Below are 19,819 nucleotides of genomic sequence, written 5' to 3' on the forward strand. Positions count from 1 at the left end.
TGTTCGCGCCGCGCGTCACCCGCGGCAATGGCCAAAGCTGTCAATCTGGGTGACCGGTTTGGCCGTGCGCAGGCAGTGCAATGCGCTCGCGCGCTACCCTGCGGCGGGTCAAGCCCTGTTCAGGCGTTCCCGGGTCAAGCGTAGGGCCAAGGCTTCCAGCGCCTCCTGGCGGTCGCGCATCAGTGTTCGGGCCTGGGCGTCGTAGGCACCACTGCCCAACTGCTGCATACGCTCTTCCAGCGCCTCCATGGCCTGCTCGAATTGCTGCTGGATCAGGGCGAAGTCCTGTGGGTGTTCGGCGCGCAACACGTCAATCCAGAAGTCCCGCTGGCTGATGTAGCGCGTGATGTCTTCACTCGCCTCCCCTGCCAGCACTGCATTGCAAGCGCGCTCCAGGTCGGCTTCAGAGACCACGGCCAACGCACCGAACAGCATGTACCGTGGCTGGCCGATCAGGTTCAAGCGTTCAGCCAGCCCTGTGCGGTAGGCCAGGCTGACCTCGACTTCCTCTTCGGCATGATCGCCGCGCTGCCAACGGCCATCCGCGTAGCGGCTGTTGATGTCCGCCCGGGCCAGTGCCAGTACGGTGTCAAGGCGGTACAGGCGCCGTGCCAGCACCAGCCGCGCATCACGGGTAGCCACAGGCTCACCGCCCTGGGTGGCGTGCAGTACCTGGTACCGGACCTCCAGGTTGCTGAAGCAATTGGCGAGATTGTCGGCGCACGCACGTGGTTCGTCGGCCAGCGCGAACAAGGCTTCGCGCAGGTCGCGGTCCACCGACAGCGCCTCGACCAGGGGCCACACCCTGGCGCCCAATTGTTCAGGCGCAAGGCGGAACTCGGCACTCTGGGTCATCCCCACCAGCAGTTCGAAGAATGCATCACTGCCAGGTTCACTGCGCAAGGCCTGCCACAGCTCGCGGCCTAGGGCCTGGTCAGCCTCTGCGCGCGTGCCCAGCCATGCGTGCATGGCCTGCTCTTGTGCACCTTCGCCCAGCATGAGCGGGACGGGCACGATTTCAGGTGCATAGAGTTGCTCGCGCAACGCAGTGGGCAGCGCGTTGCCTTCCACGTCCACGACCTGCCTCACCGCGGCCGGGGCGTCGAGCAATGCCTGAGGCAGCTCGGCAATCTGGTTGTCGCGCAGATCGGCATACTCCAGGCGCGCGCACCATTGCAGGCCTGAAGGCATGCTGGTCAGCCCCGTACGCCGCAAGCGCAGCCGCTGCAGCCGGCGCAGCCCGGACACATCCAACTGTAGAGCGCCCAGCGGGTTGTCGTTCAGGTCCAGCCGGCGCAAATTGACGCAGCGCAACAACGCAGCCACCTGCCCGGCGCTGGGGCGGATGCGGTTGTTGCGCAGTATCAGCTGGTTCAGCTCGGGCATCCCTTCAAGGCCCTCGGGTAGCTCACGCAAGGCATTGTCGCTCAGGTCGAGCGTGCGCAGGTGCCGGAAGCAGCCCAGGAAACCAGGGGGCAGCGCAGGAACGTGCAAACCTGCCAGTGTCAGTTCCGCCACATGGCCAAAGCTGCTGCCCTGCGGCAACGTCGGCAACTCCCCTACCGCCATGTCAGCCACGTGCAGCCGCAGGCCGACCGGGTTGTTTTGCGCATCGAACACCCGCTCACCTTCCAGCCGCCAGGCGCGGAGCAATGCAGAGGCCAACCGCCGGCGCGCATGTCGGGCCGGGCCCATGACGCGGAACATCCAGCGCTGCAGCTCTTCGTTCAGGCGCCGGAATTCCTGTTCCTGCAGCAACAGGCTGTCGAAGGGCGAGCCGTCGATCTCTGCCATGATCCCCAGGTAACGCTCGACATCGTCATCACTGAACGACGGGTAAAGCCCACGCAGGCGGTTGCGCAACATCTGCTCGATCGACGATGCGGAAGGTAGCCTGCTGGCGCCGCCGCCGAGCAGGTAACCCAGGCGCCCGTCAGGCAAGCGTCGCATCGAGGTGCCCAGCGCCCGCGCTTCACGCCACCCAAGCAGCTTCAGCAGGTCCGAGGAACGCTCAGGTATCGCGCCTTGCAGGGCCAGGCGCAAGCTGTCGGCAGCAGACCCACCCGTGGTACCCAGGCGCTGGCGAGACGCGCTCGGCAGGCACGCCGCCAGGACCTCGAACAGCCCAGCGGGTTCTGCCACCTCCCGTTCAGCAGGCAGGCCCTGTTCGTCATACAGGGTAAAGGCCCCGTCGCGCCAGACCATGACCAGCGTCTGCTGGCTGCCCGCCTGGGGCAGCAACCGTTCCTGCAAAGGGCCGAACACTGAGCGGTCCCGCAACTCCAGGTTGAGCATGCTTTGCGCGAACCCCTGCCGACGCAGCAGGGCAAACGCCAGCGCGACCGCATCGGGGTGATAGCTGCAGCGCAGGTAGAACGCCTCGCGCGCCCTTGTCAGGCGGGCCAGTTGCAACGAGGCACGGGCCTGTTGCGCCAAGCCCAGGGGGACCCGGCCGGTGCTTTCCATCTGCGCCCGCATGGCATCGCTGGCGTGGCTCAGCACGTCGAGCGTGTAGGCGTGCGGCAAGCCGGGATAGTCGCGCGTCAGCAGGCTCTGCAAATTGTCTGCACCGAGGTGGCAACACGAGAAGTACTCGAACATCCCTTCGCGCAGGCTCTGCGCATGCAACGCGATCTGCGCGAGCTGGGCAGGCAGCGTATCCGCGTCGACATCCAGCTCATGCACGCACCACTGCAACAGCTCGGTATCGTTCACGGTGGTATCGAGCTGCTGGAAAAACGTCGCGATCCTGGCATCCACCGCAAACCGCTCGAGGGTGTCGCGCAACTGAACCGGAAGGGGCCGCTCCTCAACCAGCAAACCGCGCAGAAAAGCCTCGTCGACATCGGCCACTTTCAGTATCTGCGTCAATCGCTCTGGGGCAAGTGACTGTGCGGCCGGCCACAATCGCGCCAGCAGACGTGCAGTGCCCTGCCACTCCAATGGCCGTTCGGTCACCAGGCGCCAGGCGCGCTCGCCATTGGTTTGCAAGGCTGGCCCGTAAACATCGGGACCCTCCCGGTGCAACAACCGCCAGGTACCGTTGCGATCCTCGCGCACGCTGTACAATGCCTCATCGCAACGCCACCAATGGCCGCTGCCATCGGTCAACAGACCGTTCTCCAGCGTGGTCAATGGCGCTGCTGGCAGCGCCTGGCGGTAAGGGGCCAGGTCATCGTGCCACAAGCGTGCCTGGCCCGCCTCGTTGGTCACCGGGTGCAGATGCCCGACAAAGGCGCTGTGCAAGGCATAGGCCCCGCCAAGCACAGCGCCGTTGACCGCCAGCGAGGTGGCCACCTGCATCATGTGCTGCAAGGCCTCGTGCTGATGGCCCTGGCTCCAGTCACTGAAACCTTCGAACACCTGCCCCAGCAGTTGCCTTGCCATGTCGGCCATCAACAGCGTGCCAACCACCGGCACGAACAACCCGGCCAGGTTGAGCAACACCTCGCCGACGCCCTCCAGGGCACGCAACCGCTCAGCCGCAGCATCGCTATCGGCCTGTTCGGTGGGCACCGCCAGGTATCGGGCATCGGCCTTGATGCGCTGAATGTGCCAGGCGGCCATCTGCTCGAAGATGGGCGTCGACGTCGAGAGCCTGCGCGGTTGCAGATCAGGCTCGTCGTCTTGCAGGCGTGTGGCGAGCAACGCCTGGTAGCCGGCACGCTCGCTGAGCGCAATCCGCCGTACAAACGCGCTGCGGTAATGGGGAGCAGCCATTGCCGCGACCAATGCGCGGTTGGCGGTGGGCCAATCAGGGTAGTACTGCAGTGGCCGAGCCTGATCATCTGGCAGGTACAACAGCACCCCCTTGAGCAGCAGCAACCTCCCTGTCCCACCGACGGCAATCGACCACGAGTCGAGCAATTCGATGACCAAGGCGCCGTCCACCCGGCAACCCAGCACCTGCAGCCCGCCCACCCGAACATAATGGCTGCCGGGGTTCGTCGGGGTCTCGCCACGACCCAGTTGGCGCAGCATGCGCACTTCATTGATCTTGAGCTGCCCCTTGAGGGTGGCAATTTCTGTAGCCAGCGCCAGTTCAAGGCGCTTGTCCAAGGTCAGGTCGCGTTCGAAGGCCTCGTCCATGATCGCTGCCAGATGCCCCTGGTAGGCCTTGCCGACATCGGCTTCCCGGCAGGCGGCCACGACCGCGTCGATAGTTGCAGGCAGGGCTTGTTCTTCACGCTCGGGCGCAATGGGCGGCCGTACCAGCGCGGTCTGCTCGAAGAACGACTCCCTGGGCTTGAAGTTCTGTAACAGCTTTTCCAGCGCAGGCACCCTGACGAAGTACGATTCGAACTGGCGGATGCCGCCAAGGTCCACACGCAGGCGCCGGCGCTCTTCACGCCAGGTCAGCCGATCGAGCGGTACAGCAAGGCCCAGGGCGCCGTTCAGGCGCGCCTCGGCAAATGCCATCAGTGGCTGCAGGTGTTCGGTAACGCTGCTGAGTGTGCGCTGGCTGGCAAGGTGCGCATCCAGTGCAGACTGCAGCGCAGCAAGGCCAACAGGGCTGGCCTTGCTTAGCCAATCAGGCAAGCGGTTGGCAATGAAGCGCTCTACCGGGTGTTGGAGCCAGGGTTTTACAGGTTGCGAGGGCATGTCAGTGTTCCTTGACGGGGATCATGACCCCCGACTGTGCCGCCTTCCCCAGCGGCGATGGCAGCAGGAAACGATCGCCTGCCGCCAACGCCCGGCAGTCACCCCGAAGCGCGCTCAGTCCTGCTGCCCGACCCCGTGGGCAGGTCCATCGCCTCGCGGGTCAAACGGAACAACAACGCCTCGATCGCCGCCTTGCGCTCTTCCGCCAGCCTGTCGAAATCGCGCAGGTAGGCGCCTTCATTGGCCGCCTCCGCGCTCAGCCCCTCCATGCGGCCCCAGAAAGGCGCTTCCACGGCATTGAACGCTGCTGGTTCTTCGCGCCGCAGGTACTCCTGCCAGAAATCACGTTGCGCGATGAAGCGGGGCAACTGCTCGGTAGCCTCCGCTTCACGCACCGTTGCAGCCGCTGCAGCCAGTTGCTGCCGGCTGACGGCGGCGATGGTCTCGAACTGCATCGTTCTCGGCTGCCCTGGCAGGTCCAGCTCTTCAGCCAGGCCGGTGCGATACGCCAGGCTGACCTCGACTTCATCGACATGCTGCCCTTGCGCCAGGCGCACCTTCACATCCTCTCGGGCCAGGCGCTCCACCTGTTCCAGACGAAACAGCTGCCTCGCCACACGCAAACGGGTGAGCCGTGCGGCCACGGGTTCAGCCTGTTGCAATGACTGGCGCAGATACAAGCGCACTTCCAAGGCACTGAAACAGCTCGCGACGCTGTCGGCACAGGTTCGCGGGTCGGCAGCCAGGTTGAACAGTTCTTCGCGCAACACCGTGTCGTTCTGCATCGCCTCCAGCATGCGCCACACACGCCGCCCCAGGTCATCGGGAATGACCTGATAATCGCGCGTGTCGGTCAGCTCCGTCAGCAACCGGAAGAACGCATCGCTACCTTCTTCACGCTGAACGCCATCCCACCGGGCCTCACTGAAACCCCGCTGCGGCGCCGCGACCAATGCCAGCCAACGCTCGCGTGCGGTGTCGGTGGCCAGCAAAGGCTCGTCAACGGCAGCCTCCACTGCCCCCGCGGCAAGCATGCGCTGCCTGACGGCATTCGACAGCGGGTTACCCGATAATTGCACCGCCAGCCGCAACGCCTCAGGCGCTTCCAGCAGCGGCTCTGGCAGTGCACCGATATGGTTGTCGCGCAAATCCGCGAGCTCCAGCAACCGGCAGCGGTGCAACTGCGCAGGTACCGTCTGCAAGTTGGCGCCGCGCATGTGCAGCTCGCGCAGGCGCCCCAAGGCATCCAACTGCAGCGCAATGGCGCCCAGGGGGTTGTGATTCAGATCGAGGACACGCAGGCGCGTCAGGCTGCCGAGGGTTGCAACACCCGCCGCCGTCATGCGGATCTGGTTGCCAGCCAGGCTGAGGTTGGTCAGGTGCGACAGGTGCCTGAGGTCGGCAGGCACCTCGCTCAGGCGATTGCCACTCATGTTCAACCAGCGCAGTTGGGTGAAACAGCGCAGGAAGCTGGCCGGCACATGCTCCACGGCCAGGTCGCTGAGTATCAGTTCAGCAAGATGGTTGAAATCGGTGCCTGCGGGCAGCTCCGGCAGGCTGCGCAAGGGTACGCCCGTCAGGCTCAGGCGCATGCCCTGAGACTCGCCGTGCTGGTCGACGATCCGCTCGCCGATCAGGCGCCAGCTGCGTCGCAGTTCGCCTGCAGCAGACAGCCGCGCCGCCTGGCTGGCACTGTTGCGGGTACCCTCCACCCACCGTGTCAACGCGTCGCTGAACCTGCGGTACTGTTGTTCCTGCAGCAACAGATTGCAGAACGCCGAACCTGGCCGCTCCAGCAGCAGCTCCAGAAAGGTCTCCACTTCCTCTTCATTGAAACCTGGATAGAGGCTTCGAATGCGGGTACGCAACACGCGCTGGCTGAAGTTACCCGCTGTGCCCCTGCCGCTGAGCACGTAGCCGACCCGGCCATCGGGCAGGCGCCGAACAGGATTCGGCGGCACGCCAACGTCACTGGCACCCAGTAATTTCAACAGCGCAGCACGCCCCTGCGGTAGCCAGCGTTGGAGGGCCAGGCGCAGTGCACTGTACGCCTGGTCGCCCTGCCAACCCAGGCGTTGCCTGTCTGCCGTGGGCAGGCAGGCCAGCAGCGCTTCGTAGAATTCAAGCGGCCGCTGCGCGCTGGCCTGTAGCTCGGTACCGGCCACGTCATACAGGCGGTAGTGGCCCTCCTGCCGGACCATCACCACGTTGGCGGCGGTTTGTTCCGGCCCAGGCAGCTGCGCCAGCCGACGCCCCGCAAGCGACCCCTCACGCAGCTCCACCTGCGCTGTTGCCGGCCACTTGGCATGCTCGCGCAACAGGCAGAACACCAACTCGTCCAGGCCGGGGTGGTGGCTGCCAGCCAGAAACAGCCCTTCACGCATGCGCGTCAGCCTGGCCACCTGCAACAGCTCGCGGGCCTGCTGCGCCACCGCCAACGGCAGGCGCGCCTGGGTGCGCAGGATGACCCGCTGCTCGGTCGAGATATGCCGCAGAACCTCCAACACGTAGGCGTCTGGCAAGCCCGGAAAATCGCGGCGTATGAGCCAGGCCTGGGCGTCTGCCTCCAGATAGCGGCAGCCCAGGTAGTCCAGCAGCCGGGGGCGCAGGCTGGTCGCATGCCGGGTAACCTGCACCACCTGCTCATCCCGCGGCAGCGCTTGCAGGCCAAGGGCGTCCAGGCACCATTGCCACAGCTGACTGTCCGCACTGCCGACCTGGGCGAAGAAACGCTCGATTCTTTCACCTGCAGCAAAGCGCTCCAACGTGTCACGTAACACAACCGGCATCGGACGCTTCTCCACCAGCAAGCCACGCAAATGCTCCTCGGATACGTCGGCAACCCTGAGCACCTGCGCAACGCGCGCCGAGCCCAATGATGATGATGCAGGCCACAGGCGCTGCAGCAGCCTTTGGGCGCCTTGCCATTCCAGCGGCCGTTCGCTGGCCAGTTGCCAGGAGGCTTCAGCGTTCCACTCCAGGGCAGGGCCGAAGGCCGTGTCATCGGTGACGTCCTGCAAGCGCCAAGGGCCATGCTCACCCTGCGACCGTACCCGCCAGTAGCTACCGTCGTGGTACCACCAGTGCCGAACTCCATCGCTCAGCAGGCCATTGTCCAGTTCGCGCAGCGTTCCGCTCGGCCGCGCGCTCTGGTAACGCGTCAGGTCGTTCGACCAAAGCCGTTGCTGCCCTGCATCGTTGGTGACGGGCTCCAGGCCATCGACAAAAGTACTGCGCACGAAGCCACGCGCCACCACCGTGGCGCCACCGGCAACCGCCGCCGTTACCGCCAGGTTCTCCGCCACCCCCAGCAAATGCTCGATAGCCTCATGCTGATGGCCCAGGCTCCAGTGCCTGGCCCCTTCGTAAACCTCCGACAAGGTCTGCACGACCATGTCGGCAAGCAGCAATGCGCCAACCGTCGGCACGAACAACCCCGCCAGGTTGAGCAGTGCCAGCCCTGCCGACGCCAACGCGTGCTCACGTGCCAGCGTCTGGCTGGAATCGGCATCAGCGGTGGGCACCGCCAGGAACCGCGCATCCTCGCGAATCCGTTGCAACTGCTGTAACGCCAGGCCTTCGAACCGCCCTTGCGGCAAGTTGGCGAAGGTCGGCTCCAGGTCAGGTTCATCATCGGCCAGCCGCTTGGCCAGGGTGGCGACGAACCCTGCCCGCTCATGTAAGGCAATGCGTTCCACCAGCGCCGCATACCGAGCGGGATCCTTGAACATCTCGACCAGCTCGAAGTTCACCACACGCCAGGAAACCAAGTGCCGGAAGGCAGCGTGGGCATCGTCCGACAGCACCAGTTGCACACTGCCGGCATACCGCTGGTTGTCGTTGGCAACCTCAACCACCAGTGCCCCGTGCACCGTGCAACCCAGTACCTGCAACGGGCCGCAACGCACGGTGCGGCCGTTTGAAAGGGCAGTTCTGCGGCCTGCCACTATATCGCGCACTATCTGTACATCCTCTGCCGGCAGAAGCCCGCGTGTGGCGGCTATCTCCAGTTGCAAGGCCAGGGTTCGGCGCAGGCTGGTGGCCAGCGTCTGCTCAAAGGCAGGGGTGAACAACCGGGCCAGGTGTTCCTGGTAGCGTGCGCCCACATCGGTACTGCGGCAGGCCTCTACAATCCGTGCCGCATCATCGAGGGCCACCCGTTCCGGCACGTCGGCAGCGGGGTCTGCGGGGTATACCAGTGCCGTCTCCAGATAAAAGGATTCGCCGCTGGCAAAGTTTTGCATCAACCTCTGCAACGCCGGCACCCTCACGAAGTAGGACTCATCCGTGGGCAATTTTCCTGGCTCGACCTTGAACCTGCGCCGCTGCTCGCGCCATTCCAAGCGGTCGAGATCCAGCAGCGCGCCGCCCTCCCGGTGAAGGCCCAGGGTCAGCAAGCGGCGGGCAAACGCATCGATCGGCTGCAACTGCCGGAGTACAGCCGACATTTCAGCCTGGCTTGTGAGGTAGGCGCTATAGGCATCGCGCAGCGCCATGATTTGTGAGGCGCTGGCCCGCCTCAACCAATCAGGCAGTATCTGGCTGATGAAATCGTCCGTCGCGCGTTCGAGCTTGGGGTGCAGGGGTGCCTGTGGCATGAAGGGGTGCTCCTTTGGCTGGAAACCCCCGACGCTGACGCATTGGCGCTGTGTGCAGCAGACGGAATCAGTTGCCAGCGTGGCGAGCCTGGACCACCGCGCGGTATTGCCCCGGGTTGCAGCCGAACCACTTGCGAAAGGCCTTGTAGAACGAACTGGCATCGGCAAAACCCAGCCGTTCGGCAATTTCGCCCATGGCTGGCTCGGCGCCGACCAGCCAGGTGGTGGCAAGCTCGCGCCGCACACTGTCCTTGAGCCCCTGGTAGGTCTGCCCCTCTTCGGCCAGGCGCCTGCGCAGCGTAGAAGCAGACAGGCACAGCGTTTGCGCCAGGTGCTCCAGCGCTGGCCATTGTGCAGGTGCCTGGCGCAGCAGATCGGTACGAATGCGCCGCGCCAGGCTGGACGGGTCACGGTAACGCACCAGGATGTTGGCGGGCGCTTCGGCAAGAAAACGCTGCAATTCCTGCTCGCTGCGCCGCACTGCCAGGCCAAGGCAATCGGCGGGGATGATCATGCGCGTACGCGGGCGGCCGAACTGCAGGCTTTCGGAAAACATCACCCGGTAATCATCACAGAACGGTGGCTCGGCGCAGCGCAGGTCGATCGCCAGGATGGGGATGCGCCGCCCGGCCAGCCAGCAGGCCACGCCATGCACGATCATCCAGAAGGTGAAGTAGGTGAAGGCACGGCGCGGCTCCGCGCGCGGTTCGTTGATAACGATCTCGGCCAGGCCCGGTTGGCGCACCAGGCACGGCTGCAGGTCTTCGAGCATCAGTGCCAGAAAGCCCAGGGCCGTTTCCAGGCCCTGCCCCAGGGTTGGCTGAGCCATGCTCGCACGGCACATGAACGCCAGGCTGCCAGTGCGCAGCCCGCGAGGGTCCATGGCAAAGAACTCGTCATTGCAGCGCCGGGCCAGCAAGCGCCACAGGCGCGCATAGGATTGCGCGGCAACGCGCGCCTCGGGCAGCTCGAGGCAACTGGCATCGATGCCGGCACGCGCCAGCAGGGCGGCATTGGCTTCGCCCGCTGGGCAGGTCTGCATCAGCGCCTCACGCACCAGTTGCATGGAGATCGTATCTTTCGTGCTCATCGGTTGTTCCGGGCCCAGTCACCGGCCATCTTAGGCCGCTGGCGCGAAAACACCAGCCCTTGGGCGCACCGCGCAACTGCCATGGCCGGCCGTCACTGCGGCAATTGCACCTGTGGCTTTGCCTCGGCGAAGATCGCCCAGCTGGACATGAACAGCGCCGCGATCAACGGCCCGATAACGAAGCCGTTGAGCCCGAACACCGTCAACCCACCCAATGTGGATACCAGGATCAGGTAGTCCGGCATGCGCGTGTCCTTGCCTACCAGAATCGGCCGGAGCAGGTTATCCACCAGGCCGATCACCAGCACCCCGAACGCGGTCAGGATGATGCCCGGCAATATCGCCCCGGTCAGCAGGAAGTAGACGGCCACGGGTGCCCAGACAATGCCCGCGCCCACCGCCGGCAGCAGCGACAGCAACGCCATCAGCACCCCCCAGACCAGGGCACTGGGAATATCCAGCACCCAGAAGATGAAACCACCCAACGCACCTTGGGTCACGGCCACCAGCACGTTGCCCTTGACCGTGGCCCGCACCACGCGGTTGAACTTCAGTTGCAAGCGGCGTTTCTGGTGCTCGGGCAGCGGCACTGCCAGGCGCACACGGCGGGCCACATCGGCGCCTTCACGCAGGAAGAAGAACAGCAGGTACATCATGATGCCAAAGCCGATCAGGAACTCGAACGTACCCTGGCCAAAGCTGAAGGCCTGGCTGGCCAGCACCTGGCTGCCCTGGGTCGCCCACTTGGTGATCTTGTCGCGCAAACCATCGAGGTTGCCCACGCCCAGGTGGTCCAGCCCGTTTTGCGCGAACGCCGGCAGCATGTCCTTGCCCCGTTCGACGTAACCGGCAATGTCCAGTTGCCCGCTTTCGATCCGTTGGTACAGGGTCGCGCCTTCCTGCACCAGCAGCAGGCTGGTGATGATCACCGGCAGCACCGCCACCAGCAGGCAGATCATGGTCGTGGTGATCGCTGCCAGGTTGCGCCGGCGACCAAAACGCATCACCAGGTTGCGCTGCAGCGGGGCAAACAGGATAGCCAGCACAACCGCCCAGAATATCGCGCCGTAGTACGGCAGCAGGATCCACACGAATGCGATGGTCACCAGCGCCAGGAGTACCGCGAGGGCTTTGTTCTGTAGGGCAGTTTCGTTCATTGCAGGTCCTCGAATGGCGTATGCGATATTAGTTCGCGCCGCTTGGCCAAAAGTGCCGCTACATCCGTTGATATATATCAAAACATGCACCAGCCCCGTGCCTTAGCATCCGCGCCCTTTGCCCCGGTGCGCACCATGACCCTGATCCGCAAGCCCGAACTCCTGGCCCCTGCCGGCACCCTCAAGACCATGCGCTATGCCTTTGCCTATGGCGCCGACGCGGTCTATGCCGGCCAGCCGCGCTACAGCTTGCGGGTGCGCAACAACGAGTTCGACCACACCAACCTGGCACTGGGCATTGCCCAGGCCCACGCGCTGGGCAAGCGCTTCTACGTCGTGGTCAACATCGCCCCGCACAACGCCAAGCTGAAGACATTCCTCAAGGACCTGGCACCGGTGATCGCCATGGCGCCGGACGCGCTGATCATGTCCGACCCCGGCTTGATCATGCTGGTGCGCCAGCATTTTCCGGACATGCCGGTGCACCTGTCGGTACAGGCCAACACGGTAAACTGGGCCAGCGTGCAGTTCTGGCAAGGCATGGGCCTTGGCCGGGTGATCCTGTCACGCGAGTTGTCACTGGAAGAAATCGGCGAAATCCGCCAACAGGTGCCGGGCATGGAGCTGGAAGTGTTCGTGCATGGCGCCCTGTGCATGGCCTACTCCGGCCGCTGCCTGTTGTCGGGTTACCTCAACAAGCGTGATGCCAACCAGGGCACCTGCACCAACGCCTGCCGCTGGAAGTACGATGCCACGCCCGCCACCGAGAACGCCGTGGGCGACATCGTTCGCCAAGTGCAGCCCACCCTGGGCCTGGGCGCCCCTACCGACCAGGTGTTCCTGCTGCAGGAAAGCAACCGCCCCGGTAGCGAAATGCCGGCGTTCGAAGATGAGCACGGTACCTACATCATGAATGCCAAGGACCTGCGCGCCATCCAGCACGTGGAACGCCTGGTCGGCATGGGCGTGCATTCGCTGAAGATCGAGGGCCGCACCAAGTCGCATTTCTACTGCGCCCGCGCCGTGCAGGCGTACCGCCAGGCAATCGATGACGCAGTGGCCGGGCGCCCCTTCGACCGCGCGCTGATGGACAACCTGGAGTCGCTGGCACAACGGGGCTACACCGAAGGTTTTCTGCGCCGCCACGTGCACGACGAGTACCAGAACTACCAGCGTGGCAACTCGGTGTCCGAGCGCCAGCAGTTCGTTGGCGAGCTGACCGGGGTGCGCGTCGACGGCCTGGCCGAGGTCAAGGTGAAGAACCGCTTCAGGGTGGGCGACCACCTCGAGCTGATGACCCCGCGCGGCAACTACCATTTCGACTTGCAGCGCCTGTGCAACGGTCAGCGGCAGGCCATCGAGGTAGCGCCGGGTGATGGCCACGTGGTCTACCTGCCGATTCCGGAACAGGTCGCCCTCGACCACGCGTTGCTGATGCGTGACCTTGCCCCCGAAGCAGCCACCCGCTGAGAATCCTGTACTATGGACCGGTTTGCTCTGAAGGAGTGTTGCGACATGCTGCGTAAACATCTGTTGACCCTGGGCCTGCTGGCCATGAGCGGCCTGGCCCAGGCTGGCGACACCATCGACGTGTACCGCGACCCCAACTGCGGCTGCTGCAAGGCCTGGATCAGCCACCTGCGCGATAACGGTTTCACCGTCAACGACCATGTCGAACCGAACATGAGCGCGGTCAAGCAGCGCCTGGGCGTGGCCCCACGCCTGGCTTCGTGCCATACCGGGGTGATCGACGGCAAGTTCGTCGAAGGCCACGTGCCGGCCGAACAGGTACGCCTGTTGAGCCAGCGCAACGACCTCAAGGGCCTGGCCGTGCCGGGCATGCCGATGGGCTCACCGGGCATGGAAATGGGCGACCACAAGGATGCCTACCAGGTGATCGGGGTGACCCAGGGCGGCCAGGACACCGTGGTCGCCAACTACTGATGCTCGGCCTGTGGGCGCTGTTTTTCAGTGCCTTTGGCGCCGCCACCCTGCTGCCGCTGCAATCGGAAGCCGTGCTGGTCGGGCTGTTGCTGGGCCAGCCCGAGGCCTGGGCCACCCTGCTGCTGGTCGCCACCTTGGGCAACGTGCTCGGTTCGGTGGTGAACTGGCTGTTGGGCCGGGCCATCGAGCACCTGCGCGACAAGCGCTGGTTCCCCTTCAGCACCGCGCAGTTGGCGCGTGCGCAGAAGCGCTACCAGCGCTGGGGCCAGTGGTCGCTGCTGCTCAGCTGGATGCCGGTGATTGGCGACCCCTTGACGCTGATTGCCGGGATCATGCGCGAACCGTTCTGGCGCTTCCTGCTGCTGGTGAGCGTGGCCAAAGCAGGGCGCTATGCAGTGCTCACCATGATCACCCTGGGCTGGTTTCACGCTCGGTAACACCTTTCGCCCTCCCCTTGGTCCATGGGCTGTTACAGTGTTTTTTTCCTACAAGCTTCTACAGGGAGTTCCCCTATGCTGCGCGCAACAGCTCTGGCCTTGGCGTGCCTGGCCGGCGGTTCGGCCGTCGCTGCAGAATCGCCCACCTTCGGCCCCCAACTCGAAGGTTTCCGCTACCCGCATCCGCTCCAGCATTTCGACTTCAAGTCCCAGGGCCAGGCCCTGCAGATGGGCTACATGGACGTGCCTGCACAAGGCCAGGCCAACGGCCACAGCGTGGTGTTGATGCACGGCAAGAACTTCTGCGCCGCTACCTGGGAAACCACCATCGAGGCGCTGAGCAAGGCCGGCTACCGAGTGATCGCCGTCGACCAGGTCGGCTTCTGCACGTCCAGCAAACCGGCGCACTATCAGTACAGCTTCCAGCAGTTGGCAGACAATACCCATGCCCTGCTGGAGCGCCTGGGGGTCAAGCGTGCCAGCGTGCTCGGCCACTCAACAGGCGGCATGCTCGCCACCCGCTACGCGCTGATGTACCCGCAACAGGTCGAGCGGCTGGCGATGGTCAACCCGATCGGCCTGGAAGACTGGAAGGCGCTTGGCGTGCCCTACCGTACCGTGGACCAGTGGTATGCCCGCGAGCTGAAGCTCAATGCCGAGGGTGTAAGCGAATATGAGCGCAAAACGTATTACGCGGGCCGCTGGAAGCCGGAATACGAGCGCTGGGTGCAGATGCTGGTGGGGCTCAACCAGGGCCCCGGGCATGAAGCGGTGGCGTGGAACTCGGCATTGATCTACGACATGATTTTCACCCAGCCGGTGTACCACGAGTTCAAGGACCTGCAGATGCCCACCTTGCTGTTGATCGGCGACAAGGACAGCACGGCGATCGGCAGTGATATCGCGCCGCCGCAGGTCAAGGCCAGGCTGGGCAAGTACGCCGAACTGGGGCCGCAGGTGACCAAGCTGATCCCCAAGGGTGAGCTGATCACCTTCGAAGGCATGGGGCACGCGCCGCAGATCGAAGAGCCGGTCAGGTTCAACCGCACGCTGATCGAATGGTTGGGGCGCTGAGCGCTGAGCGGCTGTCGGGCTTAGCCCCCTCCAAACCGCTGCAGTTGCATCTCCCGTAGCCGGCTCAGGGTGCGTTGAAAAGGGAACGCCAGGTACCCCTGGGTGTAGAGGGCATCCAGCGGTACGTGCGCTTCCAGGTACAATGCCACCCGGCGGTCATAACACTCGTCGACCAGGGCAATGAACCGGCGCACCGCGTCGTCGTTGGGCGACAAGGCGGGTAGCTGGCGATCGCCCGCCGCTACCCGCAGCGCCGCATCCTCGGTGCCACGGGCAATGCGCCCCGCCCGCTGTTCACCGCCCAGCGCCGGCACTGCCGATAACAGAATGGCTGCAAAACGGTCGCACAAAGCCATGAAATCCACGGCTGCCAGGGGTTGCTCGCACAGGTCGGCAAAACGGCACCAGATGGCGTGGTCATTGCGGCGCACCACCTGGACTTGCCGGGTGCCGATCGGCAACGGCCGGTCGGTTCCGCCATCGTCCGGGCCAAGCTGGCGGAACACCTCGCCCAGCCGGCTGGCCTGCCCCGCCTCTACCACCCAGTAGCGCTGCTGCGCTGCGCCGGGGTGCAGGCGGTGATCCTGGCCGCCAGCCACCGGCAGCACCTGCATGTGGCGCTGGATTGCGGCGATAGCCGGCAGGAAGCGCTCGCGGTTGAAACCGTCGCGGTACAGTTGCTCGGGTGGCTGATTGGACGTGGCGACAACCACCACGCCCTCGTCGAACAGCACCTGGAACAGCCGGCCAAGAATGATCGCATCGCCAATGTCATTGACGAACAGTTCGTCGAAGCACAACACCCGAATCTGGCCGGCGAGCTCCCGGGCCAGCGCTTGCAATGGGTCGGCAGTGCCGTTCAGCTGGAACAGGCGCTGGTGCACCCAAGCCATGAAATGGTGGAAATGCTGGCGTCGGCTGGGCACGGTCAGGCAGCGATGGAACTGGTCCATCAGCCAGGTCTTGCCACGGCCGACCGGCCCCCACAGGTAGATACCCTGGGCCGGGCGGCCCTGTTCAACGGCCTGAAAACAGCCCTGCAAGGCGTCAACGGCGCGCGCCTGGGCAGGGTCGGCGACATAGCCCTGGGTCGCCAGGGCTTGCTGGTAAAGGAATTGCGGGGTCATGGCCATGCCGCATTCTACACGGCCAAGGGCGCGGCAGGTTCAGGGCTCCTTGCTCAGGCCGACCTTGAGCAGCGCGCCATCCTTGTCATCGGTGAGTACGTACACATACCCATCCGGCCCCACCCGTACATCGCGGATGCGCGCCTTCAGATCACCGAGCAGGCGCTCTTCATGGACCACCTTGTCACCCTTCAATTGCAAGCGGATCAGTTCCTGCGTGGCCAGCGCACCAATGAACAGGTTGTGGTCCCACGCCTTGAAGGTGGGGCTGTCGTAGAACGCCATCCCGCTGATGCCCGGCGACTTCTCCCAGACATGGTGTGGGTCGACCATACCCTTGACATGCTTGCCCTTGGCCTCGGGAATCGGCATCAGCGAATAATTGATGCCATGGGTGGCGACCGGCCAACCGTAGTTCTTGCCGGCCTCGGGAATGTTGATTTCATCACCACCGCGCGGGCCGTGTTCGTGGGTCCACAGCTTGCCAGTCCAGGGGTTGAGCGCAGCACCTTGCTGATTGCGGTGGCCATACGACCAGATTTCCGGCCGCACATTGTCCCTGCCGACAAACGGGTTGTCCTTGGGCACCTTGCCATCCGGCCAGATTCGCACGACCTTGCCCTGCAGTTTGTCCAGGTCCTGCGCGGTAGCGCGCTGGTTGTTCTCGCCCAGGGCGATGAACAGGTAGCCATCGCGGTCGAACACAAGCCGCGAGCCGAAATGGTTACCCACCGACAGCTTGGGCTGCTGGCGGAAGATCACGTTGAAGTTCTCCAGCCGGGCGCGGTCTTCGGACAATTGCCCGCGGCCGACCGCCGTGCCGGCCTTGCCGTCACTGCCCTCCTCGGCGAAGGACAGGTAGACCGTGCGGTCTTTGGCGAAGTCTGGCGACAACGCCACATCCAGCAGGCCACCCTGGCCCTCGGCCCACACTTTCGGCACGCCATTGATGGGCGGGCCGACCTTGCCCTCGGCGTTGACCAGGCGCAGGTTGCCGGCACGCTCGGTGACCAGCATGTCCTTGCCACCCGGCAGGAAAGCCAGTGCCCATGGGTTGCGCAGGCCATCGGCCACGGTGCTGACGGTCAGGCTGCCTTCTTCACTGGGAAACTGCTGTTCGGACGCGGCCTGGGCCAGCAGGGGCAGCAGCGCAGCGGCGGTCAGGGTGGCTAGCCAGGGTGCTCGGAGCATGCACAATTCCTTTCAAGTGGGCTTATGGCGCACGCGGGTTGTCGCGCGCTGGCCGGGACGGTTCCAGGTTCGGGGTTTGCTGCTGGCGACGCAGGTTGTCGCCATTGCCGATGCCGCGGTTGTCCAGCGTGGGCACACGCTGTTGCGGCTCGGTAGACGGGCCGCGCACCGGCGGGGTGGCCGGCAGGCTGCCTTGGCGGCTGTTGGGGTTGGCGCGCTGAATCGGGCTGTTGTACGGGTTGCGGTAGTCGGCAGCGAGCTGCAACGGTGGCTGCGGAGCCGCGTGCACGGGCAGGCACAAGGCCAGGCCAAGGGCCAGCGTGGGCAATGTCGGACTCATGCTTCACCTCCTGTACGAAAACGCGGCGCCTGCTGGCTTTGATAGCCTGAGGCGCCAGGGGTTCGCGGCCAGATGTGTGAAAGCAGGTGGAGTTGCATCCTGATGTTTCAGCAGGCGCAGCGGAGGCCGCTGGCGGCCCCCTCATTGGCCGGTATCGACCTTGTGCCGGGCGGCATACAGGCACAGCATCTCCATCGCCAGGGTTGCCCCGGCCAGGGCGGTGATGTCGGCATGGTCGTAAGCCGGTGCCACTTCCACCAAGTCCATGCCTACCAGGTTGATGCCACGCAGCCCGCCGAGAATCTCCAGTGCCTGCACCGTGCTCAAGCCACCACACACCGGCGTGCCGGTGCCAGGCGCGTAGGCCGGGTCCAGGCAGTCGATATCGAAGGTCAGGTACACCGGGCGCTCGCCCACGCGCTGGCGAATCGCCGCAATGACCGCCTCGGCGCCCTGCCGGTGCACCTGCCGGGCGTCCAGGATGGCGAAGCCCTGGCTGTCGTCGTTGGTGGTCCGCAGGCCGATCTGCACCGAGTGGGCGGGGTCGACCAGGCCTTCACGGGCGGCATGCCAGAACATGGTGCCGTGATCGATGCGCTTGCCCTCCTCGTCCGGCCAGGTGTCGCTGTGCGCATCGAAATGCACCAGCGCCAACGGGCCATGGTGGCGGGCATGGGCCTTCAACAGTGGGTAACTGATGAAATGGTCGCCGCCCAGGGTGAGCATCGCGCAGCCGGCTTGCAGAATGCGTTCGGCATGGGCTTCGATGCTGCCGGGTACCGACTGCGGCGTACCGCTGTCGAAGGCGCAGTCGCCATAGTCGATCACCGCCAGGTGGTCGAAGGGGTCGAACGCCCAGGGCCAGTGGCGGGCCCACGCCTGCTGCACCGAGGCGGCACGAATGGCCCTGGGGCCGAAGCGTGCGCCGGGCCGGTTACTGGTGGCGGTATCGAACGGTACGCCGCTGACCACCACATCCACCCCATGCAGGTCGCGGCTGTAGCGGCGGCGAGCAAAACTGGTGATGCCGGCATAGGTACTTTCGGCGGCAGTGCCATACAGGCTGTCGCGGGTAATGGCCTGGTCGTTGTTCAAGGCTTGCTCCACGGTCGGGCTCCTCGGTCTGCAGGGTTATTGGCGGCTGCGAAAGGCAGTCCACAGGCGGTTGCGCTGGCGCAGGTCGGCCAGGGCCATGCTGCGGTCGGCGAACAGCCGCTGACGAACTTCGGCCGGTGGGTAGATATCCGGGTCGTTGCGCACGGTTTCATCCACCAGCGGCGTGGCGGCCTGGTTGGCGTTGGCGAAAAACAGCGTGTTGGTCAGCGCCGCCACCGACTCAGGCTTGAGCATGAAGGCGATGAACGCCCGTGCCGCCTCCGGGTGAGGTGCATCCTTGGGGATGGCCAGGTTGTCTTGCCACACCAGCGTGCCCTCGCGGGGGATGCGGTAGATCAGCTCGAACGGCTTGCCGGCACGCCGGGCCTGGTCGGCGGCCATGGCGGCATCGCCGTTGTAGGTCAGCGCCAGGCACACGCTGCCGTTGGCCAGGTCGCTGATCTGCCGGCCATTGGCAACGTAGCTGATCGACGGCTGCAATTGGCCCAGCAGCTTCTGTGCAGCTGCCAGGTCGTCCTTGTTCTGGCTGTACGGGTCCTTGCCCAGGTAGTTCAGGGCCACGCCGATCACTTCCTGCGGCGAGTCGGGCATGGCGATACCGCAGTCTTTCAGGCGGCTGGCGTACTCGGGCTTGAACAGCAGGTCGAGGCTGTCCAGCGGTACCTCGCCCAGGCGCTGGCGCACCGCCTGTACGTTCACCCCCAGGCCCAGCGTGCCCCAGGTGTAAGGCACCGCGTAACGGTTGCCGGGGTCGGCCTCGGCGAGCTTGGCCAGCAGGTCGCGGTCGAGGTTGGCATAGCCGGGCATGGCCTGGGCCTGCAACGGCTGCAGGGCATTGGCCTTCAGCGCCCGCGCCAGCACCGTGGCGGACGGCACGACAACGTCGTAACCGCTGCCCCCGGTAAGCAGCTTGGTTTCCAGCACTTCGGTGGTATCGAAGGTGTCGTAGCGGACCTTGTAGCCGGTCTCCTGCTCGAAGCGCTGCAGGGTCTGCGGGGCGACATAGTCCGCCCAGCTGTAAAGGTTCACGACTTTCTCTTCGGCTTGCAGCGGCAAGGCGAGTACCAGCGACAACAGGCACAACGATGAACGCATGACAGACACCTCGGCAAATGGGTGGATGCCGCGAGCATGTCAGCCGGG

Annotated in this window: 13 protein-coding genes; 4 read left to right on the top strand and 9 right to left on the bottom strand. The window is 65.0% G+C overall.

Annotation, left to right across the window (positions count from 1 at the left end; genetic code table 11):
* Positions 1 to 108: 108 nt before the first annotated feature.
* The 4 genes from APH30_RS04175 to APH30_RS04190 form a co-directional block, all read right to left on the bottom strand.
* A complete protein-coding gene (locus APH30_RS04175) occupies positions 109 to 4,602 on the bottom strand; it encodes an NEL-type E3 ubiquitin ligase domain-containing protein (RefSeq protein WP_054911764.1) in 4,494 nt (1,497 codons plus the stop codon).
* Positions 4,603 to 4,700: 98 nt separating this feature from the next.
* Positions 4,701 to 9,200 (bottom strand): NEL-type E3 ubiquitin ligase domain-containing protein, encoded by a 4,500-nt coding sequence (locus APH30_RS04180; protein ID WP_054911765.1) that lies wholly within the window; start codon positions 9,198 to 9,200, stop codon positions 4,701 to 4,703.
* A 67-nt stretch (positions 9,201 to 9,267) separates the two neighbouring features.
* A complete protein-coding gene (locus tag APH30_RS04185) occupies positions 9,268 to 10,290 on the bottom strand; it encodes an AraC family transcriptional regulator (RefSeq protein ID WP_054904903.1) in 1,023 nt (340 codons plus the stop codon).
* Positions 10,291 to 10,382: 92 nt separating this feature from the next.
* Positions 10,383 to 11,447, bottom strand: a complete 1,065-nt coding sequence (locus APH30_RS04190) for an AI-2E family transporter (protein ID WP_009684185.1) — start codon at positions 11,445 to 11,447, stop codon at positions 10,383 to 10,385.
* Between the two features lie 135 nt (positions 11,448 to 11,582).
* Between APH30_RS04190 and yegQ the strand changes: the two genes are divergently transcribed.
* The 4 genes from yegQ to APH30_RS04210 all read left to right on the top strand — a co-directional run bounded on the left by yegQ (position 11,583) and on the right by APH30_RS04210 (position 14,902).
* The gene (gene yegQ / locus APH30_RS04195) at positions 11,583 to 12,917 is read left to right on the top strand and encodes a tRNA 5-hydroxyuridine modification protein YegQ (protein ID WP_054911766.1); all 1,335 of its coding nucleotides are present in this window, start codon (positions 11,583 to 11,585) and stop codon (positions 12,915 to 12,917) included.
* Positions 12,918 to 12,962: 45 nt separating this feature from the next.
* The gene (locus APH30_RS04200; RefSeq protein ID WP_009684187.1) at positions 12,963 to 13,391 is read left to right on the top strand and encodes a DUF411 domain-containing protein; all 429 of its coding nucleotides are present in this window, start codon (positions 12,963 to 12,965) and stop codon (positions 13,389 to 13,391) included.
* A complete protein-coding gene (locus APH30_RS04205) occupies positions 13,391 to 13,828 on the top strand; it encodes a YqaA family protein (RefSeq protein ID WP_054911767.1) in 438 nt (145 codons plus the stop codon). The genes APH30_RS04200 and APH30_RS04205 overlap by 1 nt, the downstream gene beginning before the upstream one ends.
* 75 nt (positions 13,829 to 13,903) lie before the next feature.
* On the top strand, positions 13,904 to 14,902 hold the full coding sequence (locus APH30_RS04210) for an alpha/beta fold hydrolase (RefSeq protein ID WP_054911768.1): 999 nt from the start codon (positions 13,904 to 13,906) through the stop codon (positions 14,900 to 14,902).
* 20 nt (positions 14,903 to 14,922) lie between these two features.
* On the opposite strand, the gene zapE is transcribed toward APH30_RS04210, so the two are convergent.
* From zapE to APH30_RS04235, 5 genes are all read right to left on the bottom strand, one after another.
* Entirely contained in the window at positions 14,923 to 16,035 is a 1,113-nt protein-coding gene (gene zapE, locus APH30_RS04215; RefSeq protein WP_054911769.1) for a cell division protein ZapE, read from the bottom strand.
* A 33-nt stretch (positions 16,036 to 16,068) separates the two neighbouring features.
* A complete protein-coding gene (locus tag APH30_RS04220; protein WP_009684191.1) occupies positions 16,069 to 17,220 on the bottom strand; it encodes a PQQ-dependent sugar dehydrogenase in 1,152 nt (383 codons plus the stop codon).
* Between the two features lie 22 nt (positions 17,221 to 17,242).
* The gene (locus tag APH30_RS04225) at positions 17,243 to 17,560 is read right to left on the bottom strand and encodes a hypothetical protein (protein ID WP_009684192.1); all 318 of its coding nucleotides are present in this window, start codon (positions 17,558 to 17,560) and stop codon (positions 17,243 to 17,245) included.
* Positions 17,561 to 17,701: 141 nt separating this feature from the next.
* Positions 17,702 to 18,667 (bottom strand): agmatinase, encoded by a 966-nt coding sequence (gene speB / locus APH30_RS04230; RefSeq protein WP_054911770.1) that lies wholly within the window; start codon positions 18,665 to 18,667, stop codon positions 17,702 to 17,704.
* A gap of 24 nt (positions 18,668 to 18,691) precedes the next feature.
* Positions 18,692 to 19,771, bottom strand: coding sequence for an extracellular solute-binding protein (locus APH30_RS04235; RefSeq protein WP_054911771.1), 1,080 nt, complete (start codon positions 19,769 to 19,771; stop codon positions 18,692 to 18,694).
* Positions 19,772 to 19,819: the final 48 nt, after the last annotated feature.

The organism is Pseudomonas sp. NBRC 111127 (assembly GCF_001320345.1).
Classification (GTDB): Bacteria; Pseudomonadota; Gammaproteobacteria; order Pseudomonadales; family Pseudomonadaceae; genus Aquipseudomonas; species Aquipseudomonas juntendi.

Coding starts and splice junctions, on each gene's coding strand:
- APH30_RS04185 (WP_054904903.1), bottom strand. CDS start 10,290: ATGAGCACGAAAGATACGATCTCCATGCAACTGGTGCGTGAGGCGCTG.
- APH30_RS04225 (WP_009684192.1), bottom strand. CDS start 17,560: ATGAGTCCGACATTGCCCACGCTGGCCCTTGGCCTGGCCTTGTGCCTG.
- APH30_RS04220 (WP_009684191.1), bottom strand. CDS start 17,220: ATGCTCCGAGCACCCTGGCTAGCCACCCTGACCGCCGCTGCGCTGCTG.
- APH30_RS04200 (WP_009684187.1), top strand. CDS start 12,963: ATGCTGCGTAAACATCTGTTGACCCTGGGCCTGCTGGCCATGAGCGGC.
- APH30_RS04205 (WP_054911767.1), top strand. CDS start 13,391: ATGCTCGGCCTGTGGGCGCTGTTTTTCAGTGCCTTTGGCGCCGCCACC.
- zapE (WP_054911769.1), bottom strand. CDS start 16,035: ATGGCCATGACCCCGCAATTCCTTTACCAGCAAGCCCTGGCGACCCAG.
- APH30_RS04210 (WP_054911768.1), top strand. CDS start 13,904: ATGCTGCGCGCAACAGCTCTGGCCTTGGCGTGCCTGGCCGGCGGTTCG.
- APH30_RS04180 (WP_054911765.1), bottom strand. CDS start 9,200: ATGCCACAGGCACCCCTGCACCCCAAGCTCGAACGCGCGACGGACGAT.
- yegQ (WP_054911766.1), top strand. CDS start 11,583: ATGACCCTGATCCGCAAGCCCGAACTCCTGGCCCCTGCCGGCACCCTC.
- APH30_RS04175 (WP_054911764.1), bottom strand. CDS start 4,602: ATGCCCTCGCAACCTGTAAAACCCTGGCTCCAACACCCGGTAGAGCGC.
- APH30_RS04235 (WP_054911771.1), bottom strand. CDS start 19,771: ATGCGTTCATCGTTGTGCCTGTTGTCGCTGGTACTCGCCTTGCCGCTG.
- APH30_RS04190 (WP_009684185.1), bottom strand. CDS start 11,447: ATGAACGAAACTGCCCTACAGAACAAAGCCCTCGCGGTACTCCTGGCG.